Origin of the sequence: Streptomyces sp. NBC_01481, assembly GCF_026339995.1 — a bacterium.
Lineage (GTDB): Bacteria > Actinomycetota > Actinomycetes > Streptomycetales > Streptomycetaceae > Streptomyces.
The window spans coordinates 1,016,119-1,036,351 of sequence record NZ_JAPEPT010000003.1; the positions used below are offsets into that span (position 1 = coordinate 1,016,119).

The 20,233-nt window shown below is 73.5% G+C and carries 17 protein-coding genes; all 17 read right to left on the reverse strand.

The window, feature by feature from the left end; genetic code table 11:
• Position 1: 1 nt before the first annotated feature.
• The 17 genes from OOK40_RS21160 to OOK40_RS21240 all read right to left on the reverse strand — a co-directional run bounded on the left by OOK40_RS21160 (position 2) and on the right by OOK40_RS21240 (position 20,227).
• Entirely contained in the window at positions 2-2,011 is a 2,010-nt protein-coding gene (locus OOK40_RS21160) for a hypothetical protein (protein ID WP_266484064.1), read from the reverse strand.
• Between the two features lie 43 nt (positions 2,012-2,054).
• Positions 2,055-2,645 (reverse strand): hypothetical protein, encoded by a 591-nt coding sequence (locus tag OOK40_RS21165; RefSeq protein ID WP_266484067.1) that lies wholly within the window; start codon positions 2,643-2,645, stop codon positions 2,055-2,057.
• A gap of 34 nt (positions 2,646-2,679) precedes the next feature.
• Entirely contained in the window at positions 2,680-3,888 is a 1,209-nt protein-coding gene (locus OOK40_RS21170) for a hypothetical protein (protein ID WP_266484069.1), read from the reverse strand.
• A gap of 203 nt (positions 3,889-4,091) precedes the next feature.
• Positions 4,092-5,216, reverse strand: coding sequence for a hypothetical protein (locus OOK40_RS21175; RefSeq protein WP_266484071.1), 1,125 nt, complete (start codon positions 5,214-5,216; stop codon positions 4,092-4,094).
• Positions 5,213-6,559 (reverse strand): hypothetical protein, encoded by a 1,347-nt coding sequence (locus OOK40_RS21180; RefSeq protein WP_266484073.1) that lies wholly within the window; start codon positions 6,557-6,559, stop codon positions 5,213-5,215. The genes OOK40_RS21175 and OOK40_RS21180 overlap by 4 nt, the downstream gene beginning before the upstream one ends.
• Complete coding sequence (locus tag OOK40_RS21185) at positions 6,556-7,995, reverse strand: hypothetical protein (protein WP_266484075.1); 1,440 nt, start codon at positions 7,993-7,995, stop codon at positions 6,556-6,558. Before OOK40_RS21185 ends, OOK40_RS21180 begins: the two co-directional genes overlap by 4 nt.
• Before the next feature lie 3 nt (positions 7,996-7,998).
• A complete protein-coding gene (locus OOK40_RS21190) occupies positions 7,999-10,170 on the reverse strand; it encodes a putative baseplate assembly protein (RefSeq protein ID WP_266484078.1) in 2,172 nt (723 codons plus the stop codon).
• Positions 10,167-12,329: a baseplate J/gp47 family protein gene (locus OOK40_RS21195; protein WP_266484080.1), complete on the reverse strand. Its 2,163-nt coding sequence runs from the start codon at positions 12,327-12,329 to the stop codon at positions 10,167-10,169. The genes OOK40_RS21190 and OOK40_RS21195 overlap by 4 nt, the downstream gene beginning before the upstream one ends.
• Positions 12,326-12,805 (reverse strand): GPW/gp25 family protein, encoded by a 480-nt coding sequence (locus tag OOK40_RS21200; protein ID WP_266484083.1) that lies wholly within the window; start codon positions 12,803-12,805, stop codon positions 12,326-12,328. Before OOK40_RS21200 ends, OOK40_RS21195 begins: the two co-directional genes overlap by 4 nt.
• Positions 12,802-13,524 carry a phage baseplate assembly protein V gene (locus OOK40_RS21205; protein WP_266484085.1) on the reverse strand — a complete coding sequence of 241 codons (723 nt, stop codon included), beginning with the start codon at positions 13,522-13,524 and terminating at the stop codon, positions 12,802-12,804. Before OOK40_RS21205 ends, OOK40_RS21200 begins: the two co-directional genes overlap by 4 nt.
• A gap of 16 nt (positions 13,525-13,540) precedes the next feature.
• Positions 13,541-14,758 carry a phage late control D family protein gene (locus tag OOK40_RS21210; RefSeq protein ID WP_266484088.1) on the reverse strand — a complete coding sequence of 406 codons (1,218 nt, stop codon included), beginning with the start codon at positions 14,756-14,758 and terminating at the stop codon, positions 13,541-13,543.
• Positions 14,759-14,764: 6 nt separating this feature from the next.
• Complete coding sequence (locus tag OOK40_RS21215; RefSeq protein ID WP_266484091.1) at positions 14,765-15,463, reverse strand: LysM peptidoglycan-binding domain-containing protein; 699 nt, start codon at positions 15,461-15,463, stop codon at positions 14,765-14,767.
• Positions 15,463-15,684, reverse strand: a complete 222-nt coding sequence (locus tag OOK40_RS21220; RefSeq protein WP_266484100.1) for a putative phage tail protein — start codon at positions 15,682-15,684, stop codon at positions 15,463-15,465. Before OOK40_RS21220 ends, OOK40_RS21215 begins: the two co-directional genes overlap by 1 nt.
• A 63-nt stretch (positions 15,685-15,747) precedes the next feature.
• Positions 15,748-16,263, reverse strand: coding sequence for a phage tail protein (locus tag OOK40_RS21225; protein WP_266484103.1), 516 nt, complete (start codon positions 16,261-16,263; stop codon positions 15,748-15,750).
• A complete protein-coding gene (locus tag OOK40_RS21230; protein WP_266484105.1) occupies positions 16,260-17,873 on the reverse strand; it encodes a phage tail sheath subtilisin-like domain-containing protein in 1,614 nt (537 codons plus the stop codon). Before OOK40_RS21230 ends, OOK40_RS21225 begins: the two co-directional genes overlap by 4 nt.
• Before the next feature lie 13 nt (positions 17,874-17,886).
• A complete protein-coding gene (locus OOK40_RS21235) occupies positions 17,887-18,342 on the reverse strand; it encodes a phage tail protein (protein ID WP_266484108.1) in 456 nt (151 codons plus the stop codon).
• 61 nt (positions 18,343-18,403) lie between these two features.
• Positions 18,404-20,227 carry a phage tail sheath C-terminal domain-containing protein gene (locus OOK40_RS21240; protein WP_266484110.1) on the reverse strand — a complete coding sequence of 608 codons (1,824 nt, stop codon included), beginning with the start codon at positions 20,225-20,227 and terminating at the stop codon, positions 18,404-18,406.
• Between the last annotated feature and the right edge of the window lie 6 nt (positions 20,228-20,233).

Consider the following 20,233-nt stretch of genomic DNA (forward strand, 5'->3'; position numbering starts at 1 on the left):
TTCACCCTCCTGTGAACACGACGGTGCGGCCGCCGAACCACGGCACGTCCGGTACGTCGGCGAGCAGCCGGTGGCGGTAGAGGTCGGAGTGGCGGGCACCCAGCGGAAGGCGCACCTCGACGGTGCTGTCGTGGAATGCCACGCGGGCCCCCAGGTCGGCGAAGCGGTCGAGGGCACACATCGGGTCGGAGGGCTCCCGCTCCGACCAGAGCTTCCAGGAGAGATCGGCCAGCGCGACCGCGGCGGCCAGCGTCACCGTGCGTTCGACCGCAGGAGCCCGGCCCGTGCGGACGGCAGGACGCAGCTCGACCAGCGCCTCGGTGAACCGGGTGGCGCGGGACGCCTCGTACGTCAGCCGCCGTGCGGCCCCGACCAGCGCGTCGTCTGCGGCGGAGCGGGAGGGGAGCCGTGCCCCGGTGTTGGTCCAGCAGCGGCGCGGAGCGGGCACCCGGCTGAGCTGCTCGCCGCGGGCCGGCGGCAGATCGGTCACGAAGCCGATGCCCAGGGCGTCCAGGGCGAGCGTCAGCCCTCCGGCCGCGGGGACATCGGGCTGGGAGGGCAGCAGCACGAGAGGCGACCCGGCCAGTTCCCACGGGCGGAGCAGTTCTGCGGGCTTCGTCGCGTCCCACACCGGGTACAGGCCGTCGACGTCCAGCAGGAGGAGCCGGCCCGGTGCCACCGCCCGCAGCAGCAGGGGGCTGGTGGCGGTGTGTCCTTGGGCGGTCTGGAGTCCGAGCCGGGAGTCGAGCAGGGCCAGCAGCGGGCCCAGATGGCGTTCGAGATCCAGAGCGGAGATGTCGGGTGCGCCGTGGCCTGTCGTCGTCGTGCCCGCGAAGACGGCGACCGCGTGCGTGTCCTGCGGTGAGCGTAGCCAGCCGTGCGCGGGCGGAGGCAGCACCTTGTGCGCGAGGCAGGCGGCGAAGGCCGTGCTGTCGGGGGCCTGTGCGCCACCACCGCTCAGGACGGCGGCCATCGCTTCCAGATAGCCGCGGTCGTGCAGCGGGGGCAGCAGGAGGAAGGGGAGTACGCGGTCGATATCGGTCACTGTGCCGGACGCAGGGCCTGTGTGGTGCTGTTCTGCCTGGCCGGGGGCCGGGGGGATCCGCGAGGGGAGTGCGGGTAGCGCGGCGTCGGGGACGGGCTCGGGTCCGGCGGCGGTGAGCGGGGTGTGTGTCGCATGGAGCGTGGTGTCCGTCCCGACGGGTGGCTCGGACCGCAGGGCCGCCACGAGGGCGGCGGCGAGGGCGTCGGGGTCGCTCTCTGTGTCCCGGGCTTCGCCGGGGACTGCTCCGGCTCTGCCGGGGAACGGAGTTGCCGCGTCGGCCGCAGAGCCGGGGCCGGACGCCGGGCGGCTGCCCGCCGCATCGAGGGCGCGCAACAGGAGCAGCAGCGCGTCGTGCGGAAGCCCGGCCAGTACGGTCTCGAACGCCCCGCACGCGGAGGCTTCGTTGAGGAGGCCGACCAGCACCTGGTCACGGTCGAAGGCGGGCGGGGCCGGCACCGGTCGGCCGGGCCCCCGCAGGGCTTCGGCACGGGCGTCGGAGCCGGATCCGGCATCGGATCCGGCTTGACGGGACAGCGGCGTCGCGCCCGGAGCCGATGGGCCCGCGTGACCGCGGTCGGGGAGCACTGTCGCGTCAGGACCGGATCCGGGCGCGATGGTCCGGTCGGTCATGTGGGCGGCACCCGCCAGCTCGTCGAGAGTCGCAAAGGACCTTATGTGCACGGGGACGGTCACCTCCATGTCCTGCGTCATGAGGCCTGAGTGCGGGGCTTGTCCCGCGACGGGCGGGGGAAGCGACACACCGGCCCGGGCCAGTGCACCGGCGAGGTGCATCTCCACCACGCGGGGGAGCATCGCGACTGCGCCACGGGCCAGTTCGGCGGGATCGGGTCCCCAGCTCCAGCCGTCGGTCCTCACGACGCGCACCCGGCATTCGAGCACGGTGCAGCCGCCGAGGGCGGCGATGAGACCGTCGTCGGTCGTCGCATCCATGTGAACCGTCACCATGCCTGTCACCTGCGTCCTGCCCTGGTCCGTCCGCTGGTCTCCGTCAGTCGATCCCACCCGGGCTGTAGGCGGTCACCGGCCGCCCCCGGACGAAGACCAGGGCTTCGTCGCTGTCCTCGACGGCGCCATTGCCCAGCAGGGCCGCTCCGTCCGGGCCGAGGACGTCGCGGATCTGAAGACTGACGGCGCTGCCCGTGCCCCACTGGGCGGTCGGATGGACCAGCGCGAGGACGGGGGCCGCGCCGTCAGTTGTGGAGGACGTGATGGTGAGCGATCCTTCGGTGACGCCGACGGAGGGCGTGGGGCAGGAGACCGGCTTGAGCTGTGGCGTTGCCGGGGTGGCGGCCTGCTCGCCGCCGGTGTCGACGTACCAGCGCCAGGGCGCGGCCAGGATGTCCCGGGGCGCGCTGAGTTCCTCGGTCGTGAGGAATTCGGCCGGGACCAGGACGAGCCCCGAGGCACCCGGGACGGCCAGCGGGAATGCGCTCTGCGTCAGCAGCCGTACGGCGGGCGGGGGACCGGTGGTGGCGCGGGTGAGTGCGGCGAGAACATGGCCGGTGTGTTCGAGGCGGACGACCGTGACGGTCAACTCCGGTGTCTGCGACACCGATTGATCCTGCGCGGTGATCGTCATCGTTGCTCTCCCTCGTTGCTTCCGTGGGGATGCATCAGGTGGTCGGCCGGGCCGTGGCCAGCACGAAGTAGTCGGCGGCGCCCGGCAGTACGGACGGAGAGTCGAGTGCCTCGTCGGGGCCGAACCCGCCGTACCAGGCGATCAGGCAGCTCAGTCGGCGCTGGGAGTCCACCTCGCAGCGCAGCACCACGGGCAGTGCGCCGAAGCCGGATCCGTCGACACCGCCTTCGTGCGGCCCACCGTACGTCTGGAGCCGCGGCGTCACCTGGAGGTGCAGAACGATCTCGCCCGACTCCACCTGATCTGCCGTCACCGGCGGGGGCAGCGGCAGGATGACGCCGTGTGTCGCGGTGCCGGACTGGACGAGGACGCTGCCGGTGACGAGCGGGCTGTCGACGGCGCCGGTGACGGACAGCCCGCCAGTGATCTTCACGTCGCCGTGGATCTGGGTGCTGCCGTCGCCTAGGACGCGCAGCGCCGGGGCGAGTGCTCCGGCCGCGTTGAACCGGCCGATGTCCAGACTGCCGTGCTCACCGCCGATCCGGACGCCCACCTTTCCGGCCACCGGGCGCGGCTCGGCCGCCAGTTCCAGTGTGCCGCCGCGCGCGGAAACCCGGTCGGCGAGGACGCCGGCGTACCGTCGGCCAACCCCGTTCGCCCGTGGCAGCACCGCGGTGAAGCCGCCGTCCTGGCCGCCGCCCCAGGTCACGAAGGAGAGCAGCACCCGGCCCCGGTCGCCGCCGCCGAGCCAGTCGGGTCCCGCGTCGGGCGGGGGCGGCTGCTGGTCGCCGAGGTCGAGTTCGTCGCCGGGGGCGCCCACCACCAGGGCGAAACCCTCCGAGGTGCGCGCTGCCCCGTTCGTGGCGCAGCCGCCCGAGGACACGGTCGCGGCGCCCTTCGAGGGCTGGTCGCTCCACATGAGCATGAGCGGGCGGGCGGCGGTGTTGTCGGGGTCGGTGATCACGAACCCTTGGTCGGGGGTGGAGAGTTCCACCGGCGCCGGCACCACGATCTCCCGCCCCGACGGGTCGAGGAGGGTGCCGCTGCCGACGACGACTGTCTTGTAGATGTCGGAGCCGGCCCGCGCGCGGACCGTCACCTCCAGGCCCGAGGCGATCCCCCAGGTGTGCAGGTGCCGGTGGTGGCGCGCGGCGGCGTCACGGTCGTAACGCACCACGGCCGACAGGTCGTCGGCGGCCAGGATCTGGCCCTCGTGGAATTCAGGCCGCAGGGGTGCCGGCATGGTCTGCGCTCCTTCTAGGTCCTGTCCGGTCGATCAGGCCGGATCAGTGAGCGGGGTCTGGTGCGTGCGATCGCAGGTCGGAGGATGGGGGTCCCCCCGCCGAAGGCAGGGGGAGAGCCGACGCGGAGCGTCGGCGACTGACGACAACGCAGCGAGCGTGCGTGCCAGGGCACGCGAACCCGGCAGGATCGGCCGGACAGGGCCTATGTCTCGGTCGGCTGCGGCGGGAGGCAGCCGGTGAGGTCCAGGAGGTCCAGCAGGAACTCCAGCAACTGCGCCGTGCTGACGTCGTGTTCGAAGAGCCGGGCCAGCTGGATGCGCCACCGCTGTTCCACCGGATCGGGCAACTGGGCGCCACGCCGTCCGGCCGGCACGGCCCGTACGACATCGCAGCCGTCCAGCGTCACCTCCCCGATCAGCACCTCCGGGGTACAGCCGCTGGGGCAGGGGACGACGAGGAGCGAGCGGACGGCGGCGCTCAGATACGCCTCGAAGGCGCGCCAGGCACCCACCTTGCGGTGCAGGTTGTGCTGAACGCCGTTGCCGGTCGGTTTGGGCGGTACGTCGCACAGCAGCGCCAGGGGAGTGCGGTCGCACAGGTCGCCGTTGACGTCGAGGCGGGCGGTGAGCCAGTCCGTGAGTTCGCTTGCCGATGGGCGGCTCTCGCTCTGGCAGGCCTCCAGAAACTCCCGGTCGTCACCGAACCGGCGGCGCAGCAGTTCGCAGAGACGGTCGGGGGGCGGGTCGGGGACGCAGCCCACAAAGAAGCGGTGGCCCTCCCGTACCCGCGTGGGTACGCAGCCGGCCGGCGTGCAGCCGTCGCCGGGATCGTACGGGGCGACAGGCTCGGCGAACTCCTCCTCGTAGCGCAGAAAGAGGCCGTAGGTGCGCTCGGGTCCGGGCGGGCAGGGGTCGGGGCAGCCGCCGCCCGTGGCGCGGAACTCCCGTACCAGGGCGACGACATCCACGTCCTCGACGCAGATGACCGGGATGTCGTTGCCTAGGCCGTCCACCGCGTGGCCCTCGCCGATACGCACCGCACCGCGGGCGCAGGAGTCGCAGCTGACGGCGAGCCCGCACAGGACCGCGCCCTGTCCTTCGGGCGATACGTAACGCAGCCGGTTGTGGAGGCGGATGCGTCCGGTGGTCCAGGCGGTGAGCTGTCCGAGGTCGTCCTCGGTGAGCAGCTGGCCCGCGGAGAAGACCGGGCGGACCGGACCGCCCGCGCGGAATCCGGCAGGTGAGGTGGTGGACGCGGTGCTGCCGCTTCCGCCGCAACCGCAGCCGCAGTCACGGGGGCCGGCGGTGTGCGTGCCGGAGGTGGTCATGGCTGCCCCTCAAGGGTCTCGCTGTCGTCGGCCGCGCTGTCCGTCCGCTCGGTGGGTTCCGCCGCGGCTTCGGCTTCGGCTTCGGCCTCGGCGTCGGGGTCCGGACGGTGGTTGTCGATGAAGATCCAGCTCTCGAAGACGCCGGCCGCGCCTGAGGGCGTCCCGGAGGTGCGGGGTCCGCAGCCGTCGGGCGGCAGTAGCCCCGGACGGTGGGCGACCGGGCCGCCGGGCTGCGGTACGAGCCCGCCGGTGTGGGTGCCGTCCACCGGGTCGCCGCAGATGTCGAGGACGAACGGGGTGCGCAGCACCAGGTGGATCCGGTCGCCGTCGTTGAGGTACTCGATGTCCGTCTGCCGGATGGTGATCCGGTCCGTGGTCTCGTCGTCCGGCCCGTCGGTTTCGATCCGGGTCTCCAGGCGCATGACGGTGCCGTGGACGCCCCGCCCGCCGGTGATCTGGAACAGGTCGGCGATACCCGGGTCCTGGAGGGTCGCGGTGCGCACCGGCCGCGAGAAGCGGATCCGCAGGCCGCGTTCGCCCAGCAGTACGCGGGCCTGCTGGGTGGTCAGCCGGCCGCCGTGCGGCCAGGAGATGCGGGTGATCACGGTCGCGGGACGCCGGGAGAGGGGCCGGCGGACCTCGGGATGGATCTGCTCGGGGGCCAGCGCGCGGTCGGGGCGTACGTGGTTCACGCGGGCGAGCAGCAGCCCGGGGCCGAAGATCCTGCCGTCACCGCATCCGTGCCGCTCCGGCGCGCCCTCCGCGGGCGGCTCGCAGGGGCACGGAGGGTCGCAGGAGTCAGGCTCGGGCCGCCGGGTCGTCGCCCGCAGGGCGAAGCCTTCGCGGATGTGGGCGTAGGCGGTGCGCGGGAGGCCGTCGCAGGCTTCGGTGTAGACGGCGCGGACGCTGTCGACGGGCTCCTCGCAGTGATGGATCGTCAGATAGACGGTGACGCCGTCGCGACCGGAGCGGATCTCCTCCAGGGCGCGGCACCGTTCGTCCTCGTCGAGCAGTTGCCACAGGTCGTGTCTCGGCCGGACGCCGCACGGCACGATCACCTCGTCGCCGTGCTGGTCGACGGCCAGGCCGTCGGTCACCTCGAACCAGGGGGCCGTGCGCTCCGGATCGGGGCACTCGGCGGCGGTTGGTGGCACCGGGCGCGTCCACAGCCCGTAGGCCACGCCGTAGCCGTGCAGGGCGAGGTTGTGCAGGCGCAGCCGTGCGAGGAACTGCCCCTGTTCCTGGCGGAGATCCTGTGCGGACAGCAACTGGCCGTGGAAGTACGTCAGCCGCCGCCGGCCGGTCCGCGGGGCGCTGTCACGCCCGGTCGGGGGAGCCGTCATGGGGTCCTGCCTTTCTTCTCGTCGGGGTGTGCGCCGGTGTCGCCCTCGTGCACGGCGACCGTGCGGATGCCCGCACCTGACGTGCCGTCCAGGCGGATGCCGCGTCGCCCCGAACGGTCCGCCCCGAGCACGGTGTCGGCGCCCAGGACAGCCACGCCGGCCGGGGACGGCGCGGGGCTGACGAGGAGGGTGTCCACGCCGACCGCGCTGCGCTCGCCCACGGTGAAGCCGAGACCGCCGATGCAGACGGTCGCCGTGGTGTGGGCGGGGGAGAGCCGTTCGACCAGATCGGCAGCCGTCCTGGCCGTGCCGTCGGTCGACGCGGGACGCCGGGCGCCCGGCGGCGGGCCCGGGGGGATCAGTACACGGAAACGGAACGTGGTGCCGGTCAGCGGGTCCTCGTCCGGGTTGCCGAGCGATCGCAACGGTGCTCCGCTCCGGTGGGCGCCGGGTCCTGCCAGCCGCGAACCGAGGACCGCTGGGCCGCCGAGCCGTACCCGCGTGGCCGACCGTCCGAACAGCCGCACCTCACCCAGGCGCGTGTCCCGGCCCACCGCACCCCACGGCGCTGCGGCCGGTTCCACGATCGCAGGGCGCACCCCCAGCACGATCTCCAGGGCGAGGGCGAGCCCGCAGGGCGTACCGCGCCGTCTGCGCAACTCGGGCGCCGCGGCAATGAGTCGGCGCAGTACGGACGGCGCGAGCTGCGCAGTCCCCGGGTCCGGGGCGCCCGGGTTCGTGCCGCTCCCGGGGCCGCCGCCGGAACTCGCGCCCGGCGCCGGGTCGGGGTCGGGCCCCAGATCGATGCCGAGCAGACCCGCGATCCACGGCAGCACACCGTCCGGCACGCCGGCCGGGTCGAGCAGTGCGGGGGCCCGTTCCGTGGCCCGGTCGAGGGTCTCGACCACCGAGTCGAACAGAGCGAGGAACCGCTCGGTGAAGTCGTCGGCGGTCGGATCCTCGCGGTAGACGGCCGGGAGGAGGTCGGCCGAGGTGGCCCGGGGAAGGTCAAGTCGGAGCTGCCGCACGGCGGGACCGGGCGCGGAGGCGTCGGTACGGCCGAGCAGCAGCCGCACGACGACGTACTGGCCCGGCGGCTGGTCCACCAGGACGTCGTAGGCCGGTCCTGCGGCCGTCTGCCAGTCGTCGGGCCCCGGCACGCCGTCGGGATCGTCGCCGGTGGTGGCCAGTTGGACGACCAGCGCGCTGCCCGAGGGGACATCGGCGTCGACACGGATCCGGTGCCAGCGGCACCGGGAGATGCCGCTGTCGAGCGGGACGGTGACCAGCGCCGCCTCTGTCACGCCTGGCGGCAGGACCAGCGCGTCGCCGTCCTGGACGGGTTCGGGGAGGGGATCTGTCGCTCCTGCGGCCGGGCGCCAGCCCGAGGCGGAGTCCAGCAGCAGGTGCGCGGGTGCGTCGGTGCGGATGTCCATGCCTCACCTCCCCTTCTGCGCGGTGATGTTGGCGGCGGTGTTGGTGACGACCGAGGCCGTCACCCGTCCGACGCGGACCAGGGCGTGCGCGGGCAGCGGCGTATCGGTGCAGGGCGGCACGGGCAGGCCGTCCACTGTGAGCGTCAGCAGTGGCACGGCCGCCACTTCCTCGTCGGTGAGCATCCGGCGCGCCAGCGCGGTGTGGACGAGGGGGCCGCCGAAGGGCCAGCCGTCGCCGTCGGCGCCCCCGGCGAGCGGGTGCAGGAAGCGGCGCAGCCCGTCCTCGGCGCGGCGTACGGCTGCGGCACGGTCGGCGCCCGTGACGAGCGCCAGCACGATCCGGGCGTCGACGCGGACGTACCGGGGCGCCGCGGCGACGACGGTGATACCGGTCGGGGCGAGGGTGCGCGTCAGGTGATCCGTGACGGCCTCGAGGTCGCCCGCCGAGGGGAGCGGCGCACCGGCGGTGGCGGGGTCCTCGTCGGGCGGCACCAGGTAGAGGCCGACGATGCCGGGCAGCCGGGCGCCGGGATGGTCCGGGTGGTGCCCGGGTACGGCGTGGGCGCGTGCGATCCGCGCACCCGGGGCGCGCATCGCGAGCAGCGCGTGGTCCGCGGGGGTGACGGCCCGCCCTGCGGTGCGGATCTCGGCCGCGCCGCGCCGTACGGTCGCACCGAACGGCTCGGTGTCCGTTCCGCCGGTCCCGGGCAGCGGGTTGGTCACCGAAGCCACCCCGGGCACCGCGGTGCGCAGCACTGTGGCCGTGTCCGCCGCGACGGCGCCCTGCCTGCCGCCTCCGGTGCGGTAGCTGACGGCCCGTACATTGCCCACGCCGGGCGGCAGCGCGACCCCGTGCACCCCGTCGCCGAAGGTGAGGACGCCGGTGTCGGCGTCGAGCGCGAACACCCGGTCGGCGGGGCCCGCGAGGACCAGGTCGGGCACCTCCCGCCACACGGGCAGCGGGTCGTGCGCGGTGGGGGCCGCGCCGTCGACGGGGAAGAGCGGCGCGGCGGGGTCGTCGGCGACGCTGACGGTCAGGGATCCGGGAACGACGGGCGCCGTCGCCACGCGCAGCCGCACGCCCGCGCCGCCGTCCTGCTCCCGGGGATCCGCGGGTGCCGGGCTCAACACCTCGTCGCGCACAGTCCGTACGGCGCTCGCGAGCACCGTGTGCGGCAGGACGGCGGCGAGCCGCGGCGGCTCGGCGTACGTCCCTGTGGTGAGCCGCACCCGCAGCCAGCGGGCTTCGGGAAGCAGGGCTCCGCCGGGCGGCCGGCCCGGCCGCCAGCCCGTCGGCAGCCGCAGCTGTACGGTCCCGGTGTCGGCGAGATTGCCGGTGTGGTCCACCACCACGTCGGCCGCGCGGAAGGTGTCACCGTCCAGTACGGACCAGCGCAGTTGCGGCGGGGCCGCCTCGGGCGGAGCGACGGCGCCCCGGGCGGCGGCGGCCGGACCGCCGGGGCGCGGGGCCGCGACGAAGGCGAGCGAGAGTCCGCCCGCGATCGCCTCGGGGGCGGTGAACCCCAGCCAGAGGGCCGAGCCGGGCGCGCTGTGGGCGCCGAAAGGGAGCAAGCCGTCGGCCCAGGGGTCCTGACCCAGCGTCACCTCATCCACGGGGCCCGGCAGATTGCCGGTCGCGGGGCGGCCCACGGCCAGGGACGTGAGCTCGGCGGGCGACACCCACATGTCGTCCACGGTCTCCATCACCACTTCGGCGCCGCCCTCGCCGGGCGCGCCGGCCTGGAAGCCCGCCGGGACCTGAACTCCCGCTCCTGCGGCTGCCGTTGCGGTGATGCGAAGCAGCACCTGGGCGGGTGCGGCGGGCAGCGGGGAGACCCCGGCGATCCGCAGATGCTCGACGAGCAGCTTGGCGGGCAGCCGGTCGACGCGTGCGGCCACCGCCTCGGCCATCAGCGCGAACAGCCGCAGCAGCGCGTCCCCCGCGTCGTCGGGGCCCGTCCCGGTCCAGTCGGGGGTGAAGCCGCCGACCCGGGCGCGCAGCGCGGCGACCAGCTCGTCCCGTGCGGCACCCAGCAGCACCGGGCGGCCGTCCGCGTCGAGCAGCGCCGTACGCGCGGCGCCGGCGGACAGCGTCCACCACGGTTCGTCCGCCCCGGGGGCGAGCCTCGCGGAGGGACCGGGAGCGGTGGAACGGTCGGGGCCGTGGGCGGTCATGCGCGTACCTCCCGTGGAGCGGCACCGGACGGCTGTGTGGTGCACACGAGGATCTCGACGGGGCCGGGGAGTTCACCGGGGCGCAGCGGAAGATCGCCGCAGGATTCGTAGGGACCGTCGTCCAGGGCGGCGGCGACGCCTTGCACCGGGGTGCGGTCGCCCGCCGCTCGAAGAGCCCGTTCGGCCGCTCTCAGCAGCGCCGAGGGGCGCAGCACGCCGCCGAAGGGCCAGCCGGTGCCGTCGTCGCCGCCGGTCAGGGGGTCGAGGAAGCGACGCAGTGCCGCATCGAGGAGCTGCCGCCGGGCGGTGTCCGCGGTGAGGGTGATACGGACGCGGACCGGACGGTAGCGCGGGGGCGCTGCGAACACGTGGGCGCCCAGCAGGCGTCCGGCCTCCAGCCGGGCGCGTACGGCGGCCAGCGCGCCGGGGTCGGGAACGGGCATGGGTACGGCGTCGGGCGCGGTGCTGTCGCCGGCGGCGCGCGGCACCCGGGGGACGACGATGGTGGTCACGGCGCCCGGCACGTTCCGAGACGGGTGCGAGGGGTGGGCGCCGACCAGTGCGTGGGCGCGGGCGACGGCGACCCCGGGCGTGGACAGGGCGAGTTCCTCGTGGTCGGCGGCGGTCACGGCCCGGGTGACGACGGCGAGCGCGGTGGCGGCCCGGCGGCGCGCGGCAGCCGGGGTCTCGGGCTCTGCCCCGCCCGTGGACGGGACGAGGGCGCGAGCGGTGCAGGGAGCATCGGGTGGTTCGGTGTCCGAAGATCCGCCGGTGAACACCCAGTCCCCGGGCGGCGATTCCTCCTCGGCCGCGCGCTGCGGCTGCGGGCGGGCGAATCCGGCCAGCGCGGGGAATGCCAGCAGCGCCGCCGGCTGGGCAGCGCGTGCGGGGACACCCACTGCCGGGTCCGCGCCGCCATTGCCTGTCGGCCCGCCGCCCAGCCGGTACTCCGCCCGCAATACGGTCCCCGGCCCGGTGACGTCGGGCCTTGGGATCCGCCCGGTCAGCCCGTCGCCGAAGCGCAGCGCCCCCAAGGCCCGGTCCACGGTGAACACCCGGTCCAGCGGCCCGCTGAACGCCAGATCCGGCACGGCCGTCCAGTCGTGCGTGCGACCGCTGCCGGCGTCATCCGTCTCGCGCAGCGTGAAGCGCGCGACGTCGATCAGCCGTCCGGCGGCGTCGCCGGGCAGTACGACGGTGAGGCCGGGAAGCGGCGGGCGGCCTGAGAGCTGAGCCACCACGGGCCCGTCGGGAGCCTCCTCCAGGCGGACGCGCTGCGCATGGTGCGCGGGAACGGAGTTGGGGGACAGCCGCAGCAGTCGCGGCGGCGCGGCGTAGGTGGAGGCGGGCGTGGCCAGCACCAGCTCCACCTCGGCCCCGGCGGCCGTCGCCGGCAGGGCCAGCCGGACCACGCCGGACCGGCGCAGTCCGCCGGTGCCGTCAGCCACAGCCCCCTCGGGCAGCGGGTCGGTATCCCCAACGGCCCCGTAGGACCAACTGAGTCGAGCCGGGGGCGGCACGTCGGGTACGGCCCCGGCGGTCCAGCTGTCGGGCGTCCGGCTCCCGGTCCACGGCCCCGCCGGCTGCTCCAGCGCGAGCAGCAGCGAAAGGGTTCCGCCGTCCGGAAAACCGTCGCCGGACACAGACAGCCGGATCCGGATCCGCGCCGGGTGGCCGTAGGCGCCGGCCAGGGGCACCGGGCGTCCGGCGGCGAGGTCGGCGGTGCGGTCCCCGTCGCCCGTCCTGTCCCGCACCGACAACCCGGCCACGCGCACCGGCAGTACGTCCAGGTCCCGGTCGAGGCAGAAGTCCCTCCCGCGCCCCGGTTCACGGCTGAACGACGCGCCCTCCCGGATCCGCAGCCGGGTGCCGGGCGCCTGCGGGACGATCTGCAGCACGGTCACCGCGGCCGTCGCCGGGGCCGGTCCGGGCACGCCCAGCAGCCGCAGCACCGCATGCACGACGGCGTCGGGGACCTGGTCGAGCCGGTAGACCTGCTGCTCCAGCAGATATGCCTGGAGGTCCAGCAGTGTCATGCCCGGGTCGACGGGGGCGTGCAGGGTCCAGCGGCCCGAGGATTCGGCGGGGATCCGTGAGCGGACCGCGTCCACCAGATCGGCCCAGGACAGATCGTCCAGCCGCAGCGGCGCCAGGGTCATGACGCTTCACCGCCGCCCGCCGGTCCGGCTGCCCCGAACGCGCCCGCGCCGCCCACCAGTCCCGAGCCGCCGTCGAGGTAGTAGGGGAAGACCAGCGTCTCGTGCCGACCGGTCGCCCTGACCCGGTAGTCGACGAAGACCGTCACCCGCCACTCCTCGCCCGGCTGCGCCTGCGCCCGTACGTCGTCCACGGCCGCCCGCGGCTCGAAGTCGCGGATGGCGATACGTACCGAGTCCTCGAGCTCGCGCAGTGAGCGCGAACTGCCGGGCGCGAAGACCAGTTCCGGGGCGCGGGTGCCCAGCGTGGGGCGCATCACCCGCTCGCCCAGCGCGGTGCGCACCAGCACCAGCAGGCAGTCGCGGACGCTGTCCTCGCCGGCCGTGTATGCCAGTCGCCCCGAGGCGTCCGGCAGCAGCGGGAAGCGCCAGCCCTGTCCGAGGAAGGCCTCCGCGCCGCCGGGCGCGCCGCCGTTCACAGCGCCACCTGCACCGTCGTCGACATCGGCGGCGGGCCGGGCGCGGGGAGTGCGGGACCGGTGGCGACGGGCGAGACGACCGGGTGGGTGTGCCCGATGAACCAGGGCAGGAAGGTCTCCCACGGGACCACATGCTGCGAGGCGCCGGTCCCCAGCCGCACCTGCGGTGCGTCCAGCGTCACCGAGCCGCCGGTGACCTTCACGGGGCCGGAACCGGCGCTGATCTCCACAGAGCCGTCGGCGGTCACCGTCACCCTGCCGCCGGACGCGGTGCGCACCACCACCGAGCTGCCCGCGTCGTCCAGTTCGATGCGGTGCCCGGCGGACGACGTGAGCCGTACGGCTTCGTTGCCGGAGCTGTCGTCGAGAACCAGTTCGTGGCCGTGCTTGGTCCGCAGCAGCTTTTCGTCCCGGCCGCTCGCCCGGTGTGTGGGCGGCTTGTCCACGCCGTTGTAGAGACTGCCGATGACGACGGGGAACCGCATGTCCCCCTGGTCGAAGGCGACGAGCACCTCGTCGCCCAGCTCCGGCACGAAGCTCGTGCCGTATCCGTTGCCCGCGTAGGGCTGTGCCACCCGGCACCACTCGGTGATCGTGGCGCTGTCGAACCACGGCAGTCTCAACCGCACCCGGCACTCCTTCTCCGGGTCGTCCTCCACTCGCTCCACGACACCCGTGGCCACACCGAAATACCGCTTGTCCGCGGTCGATCCCGGCATCCCCGTCATAACTTCGTCACCGCCCCTCGGAAGTACGCCGTGCCTCGAACGAGGTCAGGAATCCGGATGAGTTGAAGGAGTGCGTCACCTTGGTCGTGTAGTAGGTGCCGCCGAACCTGCTCCCCACCCCGCCGATCCGGAGCGAGTCGCTCGGCACCAGGTCGGGGAGGCCGGCCAACTGGCCCGCACAGGTGACGAATTCATACGACTTGCCGCGCAGCACGCTCACCGCCAGCGCCCGCGCCTCCTGCTCCGAGCTCACCGGGCGGTCCACGATGACCTCTTCCCTCTCGCCCATCTCCTGTGCGGCGGCCGCGGGACCGCTGCGACCGGCGTCGCGCTCCGCCTGCAGATCCGCCTGTGTCGCACTGCCGACGATCGCCTGCTTCGTCCGGGGATCCCAGCCGCGCACCGTCACTTTGGCGACCTGCCCCGACAGGGTCAGGGTCGGGCGGAACGAGATCAGGTTGGGTGCGGGGGAGGTCCCGGAGGCCTCGCCCTGTTCCGGGCGTCCGGAGCGGGCGCCGCGGGCCAGTACCGCGTACCAGAGGTCGAAGGTGCGCGGCCGGCGGGCCGTCGAACCCGCCCTGCCGTCGGCGGGGGAGACGAAGTACAGCTGCTCCACCCCGCTCTTCGGGTCGGGCGCCACGTAGCACTCCCGGTCGACGCCTTTCGCCCGTTCCAGCAGGAAGGCGACATCGTCCTGGTTCTTCTGCATCACCAGCGGATGCACCACGCCCTCCTTCTCGGCCACCAGCTCCAGCCCGTGCCGCTCCGCGACCTTCTGCGCGATCTGCCAGTCGGCGAGGTCCAGATACTTCTTCACCTCGTCGGCCCGTGGCTTACGGGCCTTCATCTGAGCCGTGCGGTCCTGGCAGGAGATCTGCAGCGTCGGCGGCCCCGACGAGGGGAAGTCCGGCTGGATCGTGGTGATCTGGCCCTTGGCCACTACCGGCGGCCGGGGCTGTGAGGTGTAGCCGAGCCGGACCTCCACCACCTGGCCGGGGGCGAAGTGCTTCGGGTCGTCGAAACGCAGCCGCAGATTCAGCTCGTCCCAGTTGCTCAGCGCCAGCGAGAACGTGCCGGTCTTGTCCAGCTCACGGACCACCTGGATGTCGAGAACGCAACTGCGCATCTGCTCGGCGATCTCGGATCCGTCCAGGGCGACCTCGAAACACGGGGCGTAGATATCGGCCGGCAGCGGTGTCACGGTCGTGTTCCCCAGGAGCGCCATCACACCTCACCCCCGGTCCAGCGCGGGGACGACGAGCGCCATCCCCGGGGCGAGCGCCCGCGGATCGGCGAGGGCGTTGGCGGCCGCCAGTTCCCGCCAGCGCCCGGAGTCCCGGTACACCGCGGCGGCGATGGAGGAGAGCGTGTCGCCGCGCCGCACCGTCCAGACCTTCTGCACGGTCGGTGAACTCAAGGGCGTGGTGAGCTTCTGCTCCTCCGCCGTCCTGAACTCCTTGAGCGACAGCGACACTTTGGCCCGGGTCGGTGTGCCGTCCCGGTCGAAGAGCACGTAGGTGATGGAGAGGCTGTCCACCACACCGGTGAACGACGGATTGGCGCCCCAGGCGAAGGTCACCACCGGCGGTGCGTGGGTGGTGCCTTGACGGACCGTCAGGAACTGGAAGTCATCGAGCCACCGCTTCTGTACATCGCGGCGCCCGCGCACCGGCTCCTCGGCCGCGTCGACCAGCGCGTCCAGCTTGAGGGTCCGCGCGCCGCCCCGTACGAACTGCAGCGGGGGCGCGTCCAGGCCCGGGACGCCGATCTCGGCGAACGTCACCGCTTTGGAGACGGCGTACTCCGTCGGATTGACCGGCAGCGTCAGCAGCGGGGTCACCGGCCCCGACACGGAACCGGGCGGGTGCACGCTCAGGGTCGCCTGCGTCGCGGCGGCGTCCCGTCCCGAGAGGCCGGGCAGCGGAAGCATCAGGCACCCCCGAAGCAGCCGGCCGCGGACCCGCCGGAAGGGTCCTGGCCCGGTTCGCAACCGGTCAGGGAGGCTTCCCTGGCCAGCAGTCGGCCGCGGGCCCTGGCATCCTCCTGCCGCTGCGACCACTCCCGGATGTGCTGTGCGAACAGCCGGGCGAAGACCGCCGTGTCATCGCCGCCGACCTCGAAGTCGACTGAAAGGTGATGGATCGTCAGCATTGTTCTCTCCCGAACCGTGATCACGACATGCGGTGCTTTTCCCTACGGCCGTTGCCGCGTGCGTCAGCCCAGCCCCGGCACCGCCTGCTCCACCGCCACGAGACCCTCGTGCGCGATCTCCAGCTGCTCCACGGCCACTTCGCTGCGTTCCGCGTGCAGATCGGGGCCTGTCCACTTCGAGGCCAGGCCGCCCCGGAAGGCCCACACCGCGCCGGGCACACCGGCTCCGTCCAGCAGCAGCACCGCCCCGCTGCGGCGCGCGCCCAGCGGATTGCCGAGCCCGGCCTGGTACCAGGACCACAGGCCCGTGCCCCGGGCCACCCCGCGATGCAGCACAATCCGGTTCCAGGAGTGGCGTACCGGGAACTGCCGGACCCGGTCGTTGACTCCGCCCTCCGGATACGAGGTGACCTCCAGTTGCGCGCCGAGTCCGGTGATCTGCTGGAAGGCGCCCTGGGCGGTGAGCGGCAGCAACGCCGTCTGCGCGGGTGGCAGATGGGCGGCGGCCGGGCCGAGCACGACCAGGAACCGGTATTTCGGCAGCGGCTCGGCGAAGAACTCCAGCGCCTGCTCGGTCATCCCTCCACCACCTCCAGCCGGTCCCGTCCGCCCATCAGCAGCCGGATCGCGATGAATTCCATGGGGGCGGCCGGAGCAACCTCCACCTGGCAGACCACCTGCCCGAGCGCCGCCTGCTCCGGAGGGTTCAGTCCTTCGTCGCACCGCACCCGGAAGGCCTCCGCGGGCCGGTCCCCGGCCAGCGCGCCTGCCTCGAACAGGCCGAGCAGTACTTCGGTCAGCCCCTGGACGAGCAGCAGCCGCAGACCGGGTGTGTCGGGCTCGAAGAGCAGCGGCCCGGCCACCTCGCGGGACGCCCGCACCAGCCGGTGGACGAGCCTGCGGTGGGCGATGAACCAGCCGTCGCCCACCCCTTGCGCCTGCGATTGCGGCACCGCTGTACGACCGCCCCACACGAGGGGGCCTCTGCCGGGCGGGCAGCGCAGCAGATTGGCGCCCGATCCGTAGACCGACACCTCCTGATCGGAGCGCAGTACGTGGGCGAGGTCGACGACATCCTCGAGCGAGGCGTTGGCCGGGGTCGCGAACACGCCTCGCTCGCGGTCCAGCCGCGCCGCCACTCCGGCGACATGGCCGGAGGCGGGCACCGTACGCAGCGCCGGGAGCGCGGTCGCCAGTGGGTCGGGCACCCGCAGCGGTGGCCAGTGGACGGCGCACGCCTGCAGGCGCGGTATGTCATGCCGCCGGCGCAGTTCTTCCATCCAGCCGGTGACCTGCCGGGTGGCGGCGGCGGGGTCGGAGGTCCTTGCGCCCGTGAGCGGAGGGTCGAGCAGGGCGAGCCGGTCGAGCGCGTCCGCGCACCCCTCGATCAGCAGATCGGCCAGCTCGTCGCGGTGGGTCTCGCCGACCCCGCCGCGGTCCAGGTCGGGCAGCGACAGCAGGGCGGGCTCCGGTAGTTCCACCATGGCCCGTACGGCGTCGGCGTAGGCGTCGGCGAGTGTCCCGGTGTCATCGGGACTGCCGGGGGCGGGAGTTCCTCCGCCCAGGGTGGCCGTGTGCGTTCCCGCGTGGGCGCCCGGTGCCCGGCCGGTGGGCGCGGGGCCGTCGGGGATCAGCCGGATGAGCCGGGAGACGGCTGCTACGGCGTCGGGGAGTTCGGTGGGGCGCAGCCAGCCGAAGGACTCGGGGGACTCGCCGGGGGCATCGACCCGCACCAGCACCTGGGGGTGCCCGGCGGATCCCGTCAGACGATGACGGACCGTCACCCGGGTGCCGTCGGCCCAGCCGCCCGGGGACACTGCATCGATCCGGCAGCCCGCCGCGGGTGCGAAGGGTGAGGGTGCCCCGGCGGGCCAGGCGGCCGTGGCGGCGGTTGTGCCCGCCGGTTCTGTCCGCAGGACCCACAGAGCGGTGCCGCCGTTGGCGAAGAATCCGCGGACCGCGTAGGGCAGATCGAGTGCGGCATCCAGGCCGCCGAAGGCTGCGGTGTAGGCCGCCCAGTCCGTAACGCGAACCGGGGTGGCCACCGGGCCGCGCCGGGTGCGCCCCGCGAAGCAGGCCACATCGGTGCGCAGCGGCTGGACGGGATCCGCCGCCGCGGCTGCCGTCGCGGTCAGTCCCGGCAGCAACGGTTCGGCGGGCAGGGGTGGTTCGAGGGCGGATGCGGACACGGCGGTCTCCCGGTCACACGTCGATCTGGAGGTCTTCGACGCAGAGTTCGAGCGTCTCCATCGCGATCTCGTTCTTGGTCGCGCCGAGCGAGGGGCCGGTGTACTTCACCGGCCAGCCGCGGTCGAAGTTCCAGCGCATGACCTCCTGGCGGTTCTCGTCGAGGAGGAGGATCGCCCCCGGAGCGCGCTGGGTCTGGCCGTTCATCGACTTCTTGATCCAGTTCCAGAACTCCGGATGGCCGGTGATGCCGCGTTTCAGCGTCAGGTTGGAGAATTTCTTGAGGCCGGGGATCTTGCGCACCCGGATGTCCTCGCTGCCGTTGCGGTAGTCGATCGGCTGGATGTCCACGGTGAGCCCGGAGACCTCGGTGAAGGACGCCTGGACGTCCTGGCCGTTGGCGGCGACGCCGGTGACCTGCACGAGGAAGTTATAGGCGCCGTACGGATCGTCACGCTGAACGGGTGGCACAGCCGTCCCCTTTCTTTTGCGGCGGTTGAAGCGTCGTGATTGGTCGCTGCGGTGTGGGTGTTCAGGACGTGTTCGACTCGCGGGTCGCCTGCTGGATCCGCACGATCACGAACTCGGCGGGAAAGACGGGGGCGACCCCGACCTGGCAGACCAGGCGGCCCTGCGCGAGGTCGTCCTCGGTCATCGTGGACCGGTCGCAGACGACGTAGAACGCTTCTTCCGGTGTGGTGCCGGCCAGCGCGCCGGCCCGCCAGACCTCGGTCAGGAAGCTGCTGATGCTCTGCCGGACCGAGGCCCACAGCTGCTCGGCGTTGGGCTCGAAGACGACCCACTGCAACCCCTCGTCAAGCGACTCCTCGATGAAGAGGAAGAGCCGCCGGACGTTGACGTACCGCCACCGGGTGTCGTCCGACAGGGTCCGCGCGCCCCACACCCGCTGGCCCAGATTGGGGAAGGCCCGCAGCACGTTGATCCCGACGGGATTGAGGGTGTCCTGCTCGCGCCGGGTGACGTCGGAGGCCAGACCGGCGCCGGGGACGATGCCGCGCAGTACCGTGTTGGCCGGTGCCTTGTGGACCCCCCGCTCCACGTCGGTACGGGCGTAGACGCCGATCATGTGCCCCGACGGGGGCGCCTTCGCGGTGCCGGCGCCCGCCGGATGCGGCACCTGGAGCCAGGGGTAGTACAGAGCCGCCCGGTCGGTGGACAGCGGCTGGCGGAAGTCCCTGATGCCTTCGAGATCGGCGGTGGGAGGCCCGTCGAACACGGCGAACCGGTCGCCGAGGATCTCGCAGTGCGTGGTGAGGCCGTCGAGGACGGTCGGCTCCCAGACGCCGGGCACCGCGCAGATCGCCACCTCGTCGATGTCCTCGAGGGCCTGGATGCCCGTACGGTTCCCGCTGCCTCCGTCCACGCCGATGTAGTCGGCGGGCGTGAGACCTCCCCCGCCGCTGACGCCGCCGACCAGATCGAGTGTGGCGAGCGGCCGGCCAGGGTCGGTCCTGGAGATGCCCCTGCCCAGGAACGGCAGCGGATCGGCGCCGATCGTGAGCGAGAGGAGCGCGTCCGGGTCCGATCCGACGGCTGTGGCGAGCATCCCCAGGTCGGCGGCAGGCGGGTTGGGCGCCGAGGGGATCGTCCGGGTCTGCCTCGCGACGCCGGGCGGCGCGTCGATGATGTCCAGCCGGAAGCCGGCCAGGACGAGAGTGTCACCTGCGACGGCCGCGGCTGCGGGCGGGCGGTCCAGGGTGAGCGTGTGGTTGACGCCGTCGGGGGCGTGGCTCAAGACCGTGTGCAGACTGGGCTGCTGCGTACGGTCGGCGGGGACGAGGATGACCGTGCTGCCGTCTTCGATCGCGCCCAGGCCGGCGATCGTCACGGCGGCCGGGGGGTCGCCCGCGGGCGGGGCTGCCGGCGCCACCACGGTGAAGGTGGCGGAGCGCGCGATCCGGAGCACGGCATGCAGGCTGTTGCCTCCCTCGCCCGCCTGCGCGGCCTGCGCACTGAGGACCGGTACCGGCGGGGTGGCATCGTCCAGCAGCGTCGCGGAAGCCGCGGTGCTTGCCACGGCCGGGGGCACGATCCGCTTCACGTAGAGCCGTTGCCCGCCGTTGTCGAAGAATCCCTTCACCGCCAGCGGCAGCAGCCACCACCGGATGCCGTTCGTGTCGGCCGTGGCCACGTCGGCGTCGCTCGGCCGGGGCAGAAAGCCGCCGAAAAGCCGGTGGAAGTCCAACAGGCTGGTCACCAGCTTGGGTTTGCCCGAGTCAGGACCCCGGGCGGTCACTCCGACCATGCCGGCGGTGCTGGTGGCCACCCCGGTGATCGGCCTCGGGCCGGTGGAGATCTCCTCGACAAAAACGCCTGGGCTGAGATATTCGGGCATCGGGGC

What these genes read in the sequence shown, in the direction of transcription:
- OOK40_RS21160 (WP_266484064.1), bottom strand. Translation starts at nt 2,011, where the DNA reads ATGGTGACGGTTCACATGGATGCGACGACCGACGACGGTCTCATCGCC.
- OOK40_RS21165 (WP_266484067.1), bottom strand. Translation starts at nt 2,645, where the DNA reads ATGACGATCACCGCGCAGGATCAATCGGTGTCGCAGACACCGGAGTTG.
- OOK40_RS21170 (WP_266484069.1), bottom strand. Translation starts at nt 3,888, where the DNA reads ATGCCGGCACCCCTGCGGCCTGAATTCCACGAGGGCCAGATCCTGGCC.
- OOK40_RS21175 (WP_266484071.1), bottom strand. Translation starts at nt 5,216, where the DNA reads ATGACCACCTCCGGCACGCACACCGCCGGCCCCCGTGACTGCGGCTGC.
- OOK40_RS21180 (WP_266484073.1), bottom strand. Translation starts at nt 6,559, where the DNA reads ATGACGGCTCCCCCGACCGGGCGTGACAGCGCCCCGCGGACCGGCCGG.
- OOK40_RS21185 (WP_266484075.1), bottom strand. Translation starts at nt 7,995, where the DNA reads ATGGACATCCGCACCGACGCACCCGCGCACCTGCTGCTGGACTCCGCC.
- OOK40_RS21190 (WP_266484078.1), bottom strand. Translation starts at nt 10,170, where the DNA reads ATGACCGCCCACGGCCCCGACCGTTCCACCGCTCCCGGTCCCTCCGCG.
- OOK40_RS21195 (WP_266484080.1), bottom strand. Translation starts at nt 12,329, where the DNA reads ATGACCCTGGCGCCGCTGCGGCTGGACGATCTGTCCTGGGCCGATCTG.
- OOK40_RS21205 (WP_266484085.1), bottom strand. Translation starts at nt 13,524, where the DNA reads ATGCCGGGATCGACCGCGGACAAGCGGTATTTCGGTGTGGCCACGGGT.
- OOK40_RS21210 (WP_266484088.1), bottom strand. Translation starts at nt 14,758, where the DNA reads ATGGCGCTCCTGGGGAACACGACCGTGACACCGCTGCCGGCCGATATC.
- OOK40_RS21215 (WP_266484091.1), bottom strand. Translation starts at nt 15,463, where the DNA reads ATGCTTCCGCTGCCCGGCCTCTCGGGACGGGACGCCGCCGCGACGCAG.
- OOK40_RS21220 (WP_266484100.1), bottom strand. Translation starts at nt 15,684, where the DNA reads ATGCTGACGATCCATCACCTTTCAGTCGACTTCGAGGTCGGCGGCGAT.
- OOK40_RS21225 (WP_266484103.1), bottom strand. Translation starts at nt 16,263, where the DNA reads ATGACCGAGCAGGCGCTGGAGTTCTTCGCCGAGCCGCTGCCGAAATAC.
- OOK40_RS21240 (WP_266484110.1), bottom strand. Translation starts at nt 20,227, where the DNA reads ATGCCCGAATATCTCAGCCCAGGCGTTTTTGTCGAGGAGATCTCCACC.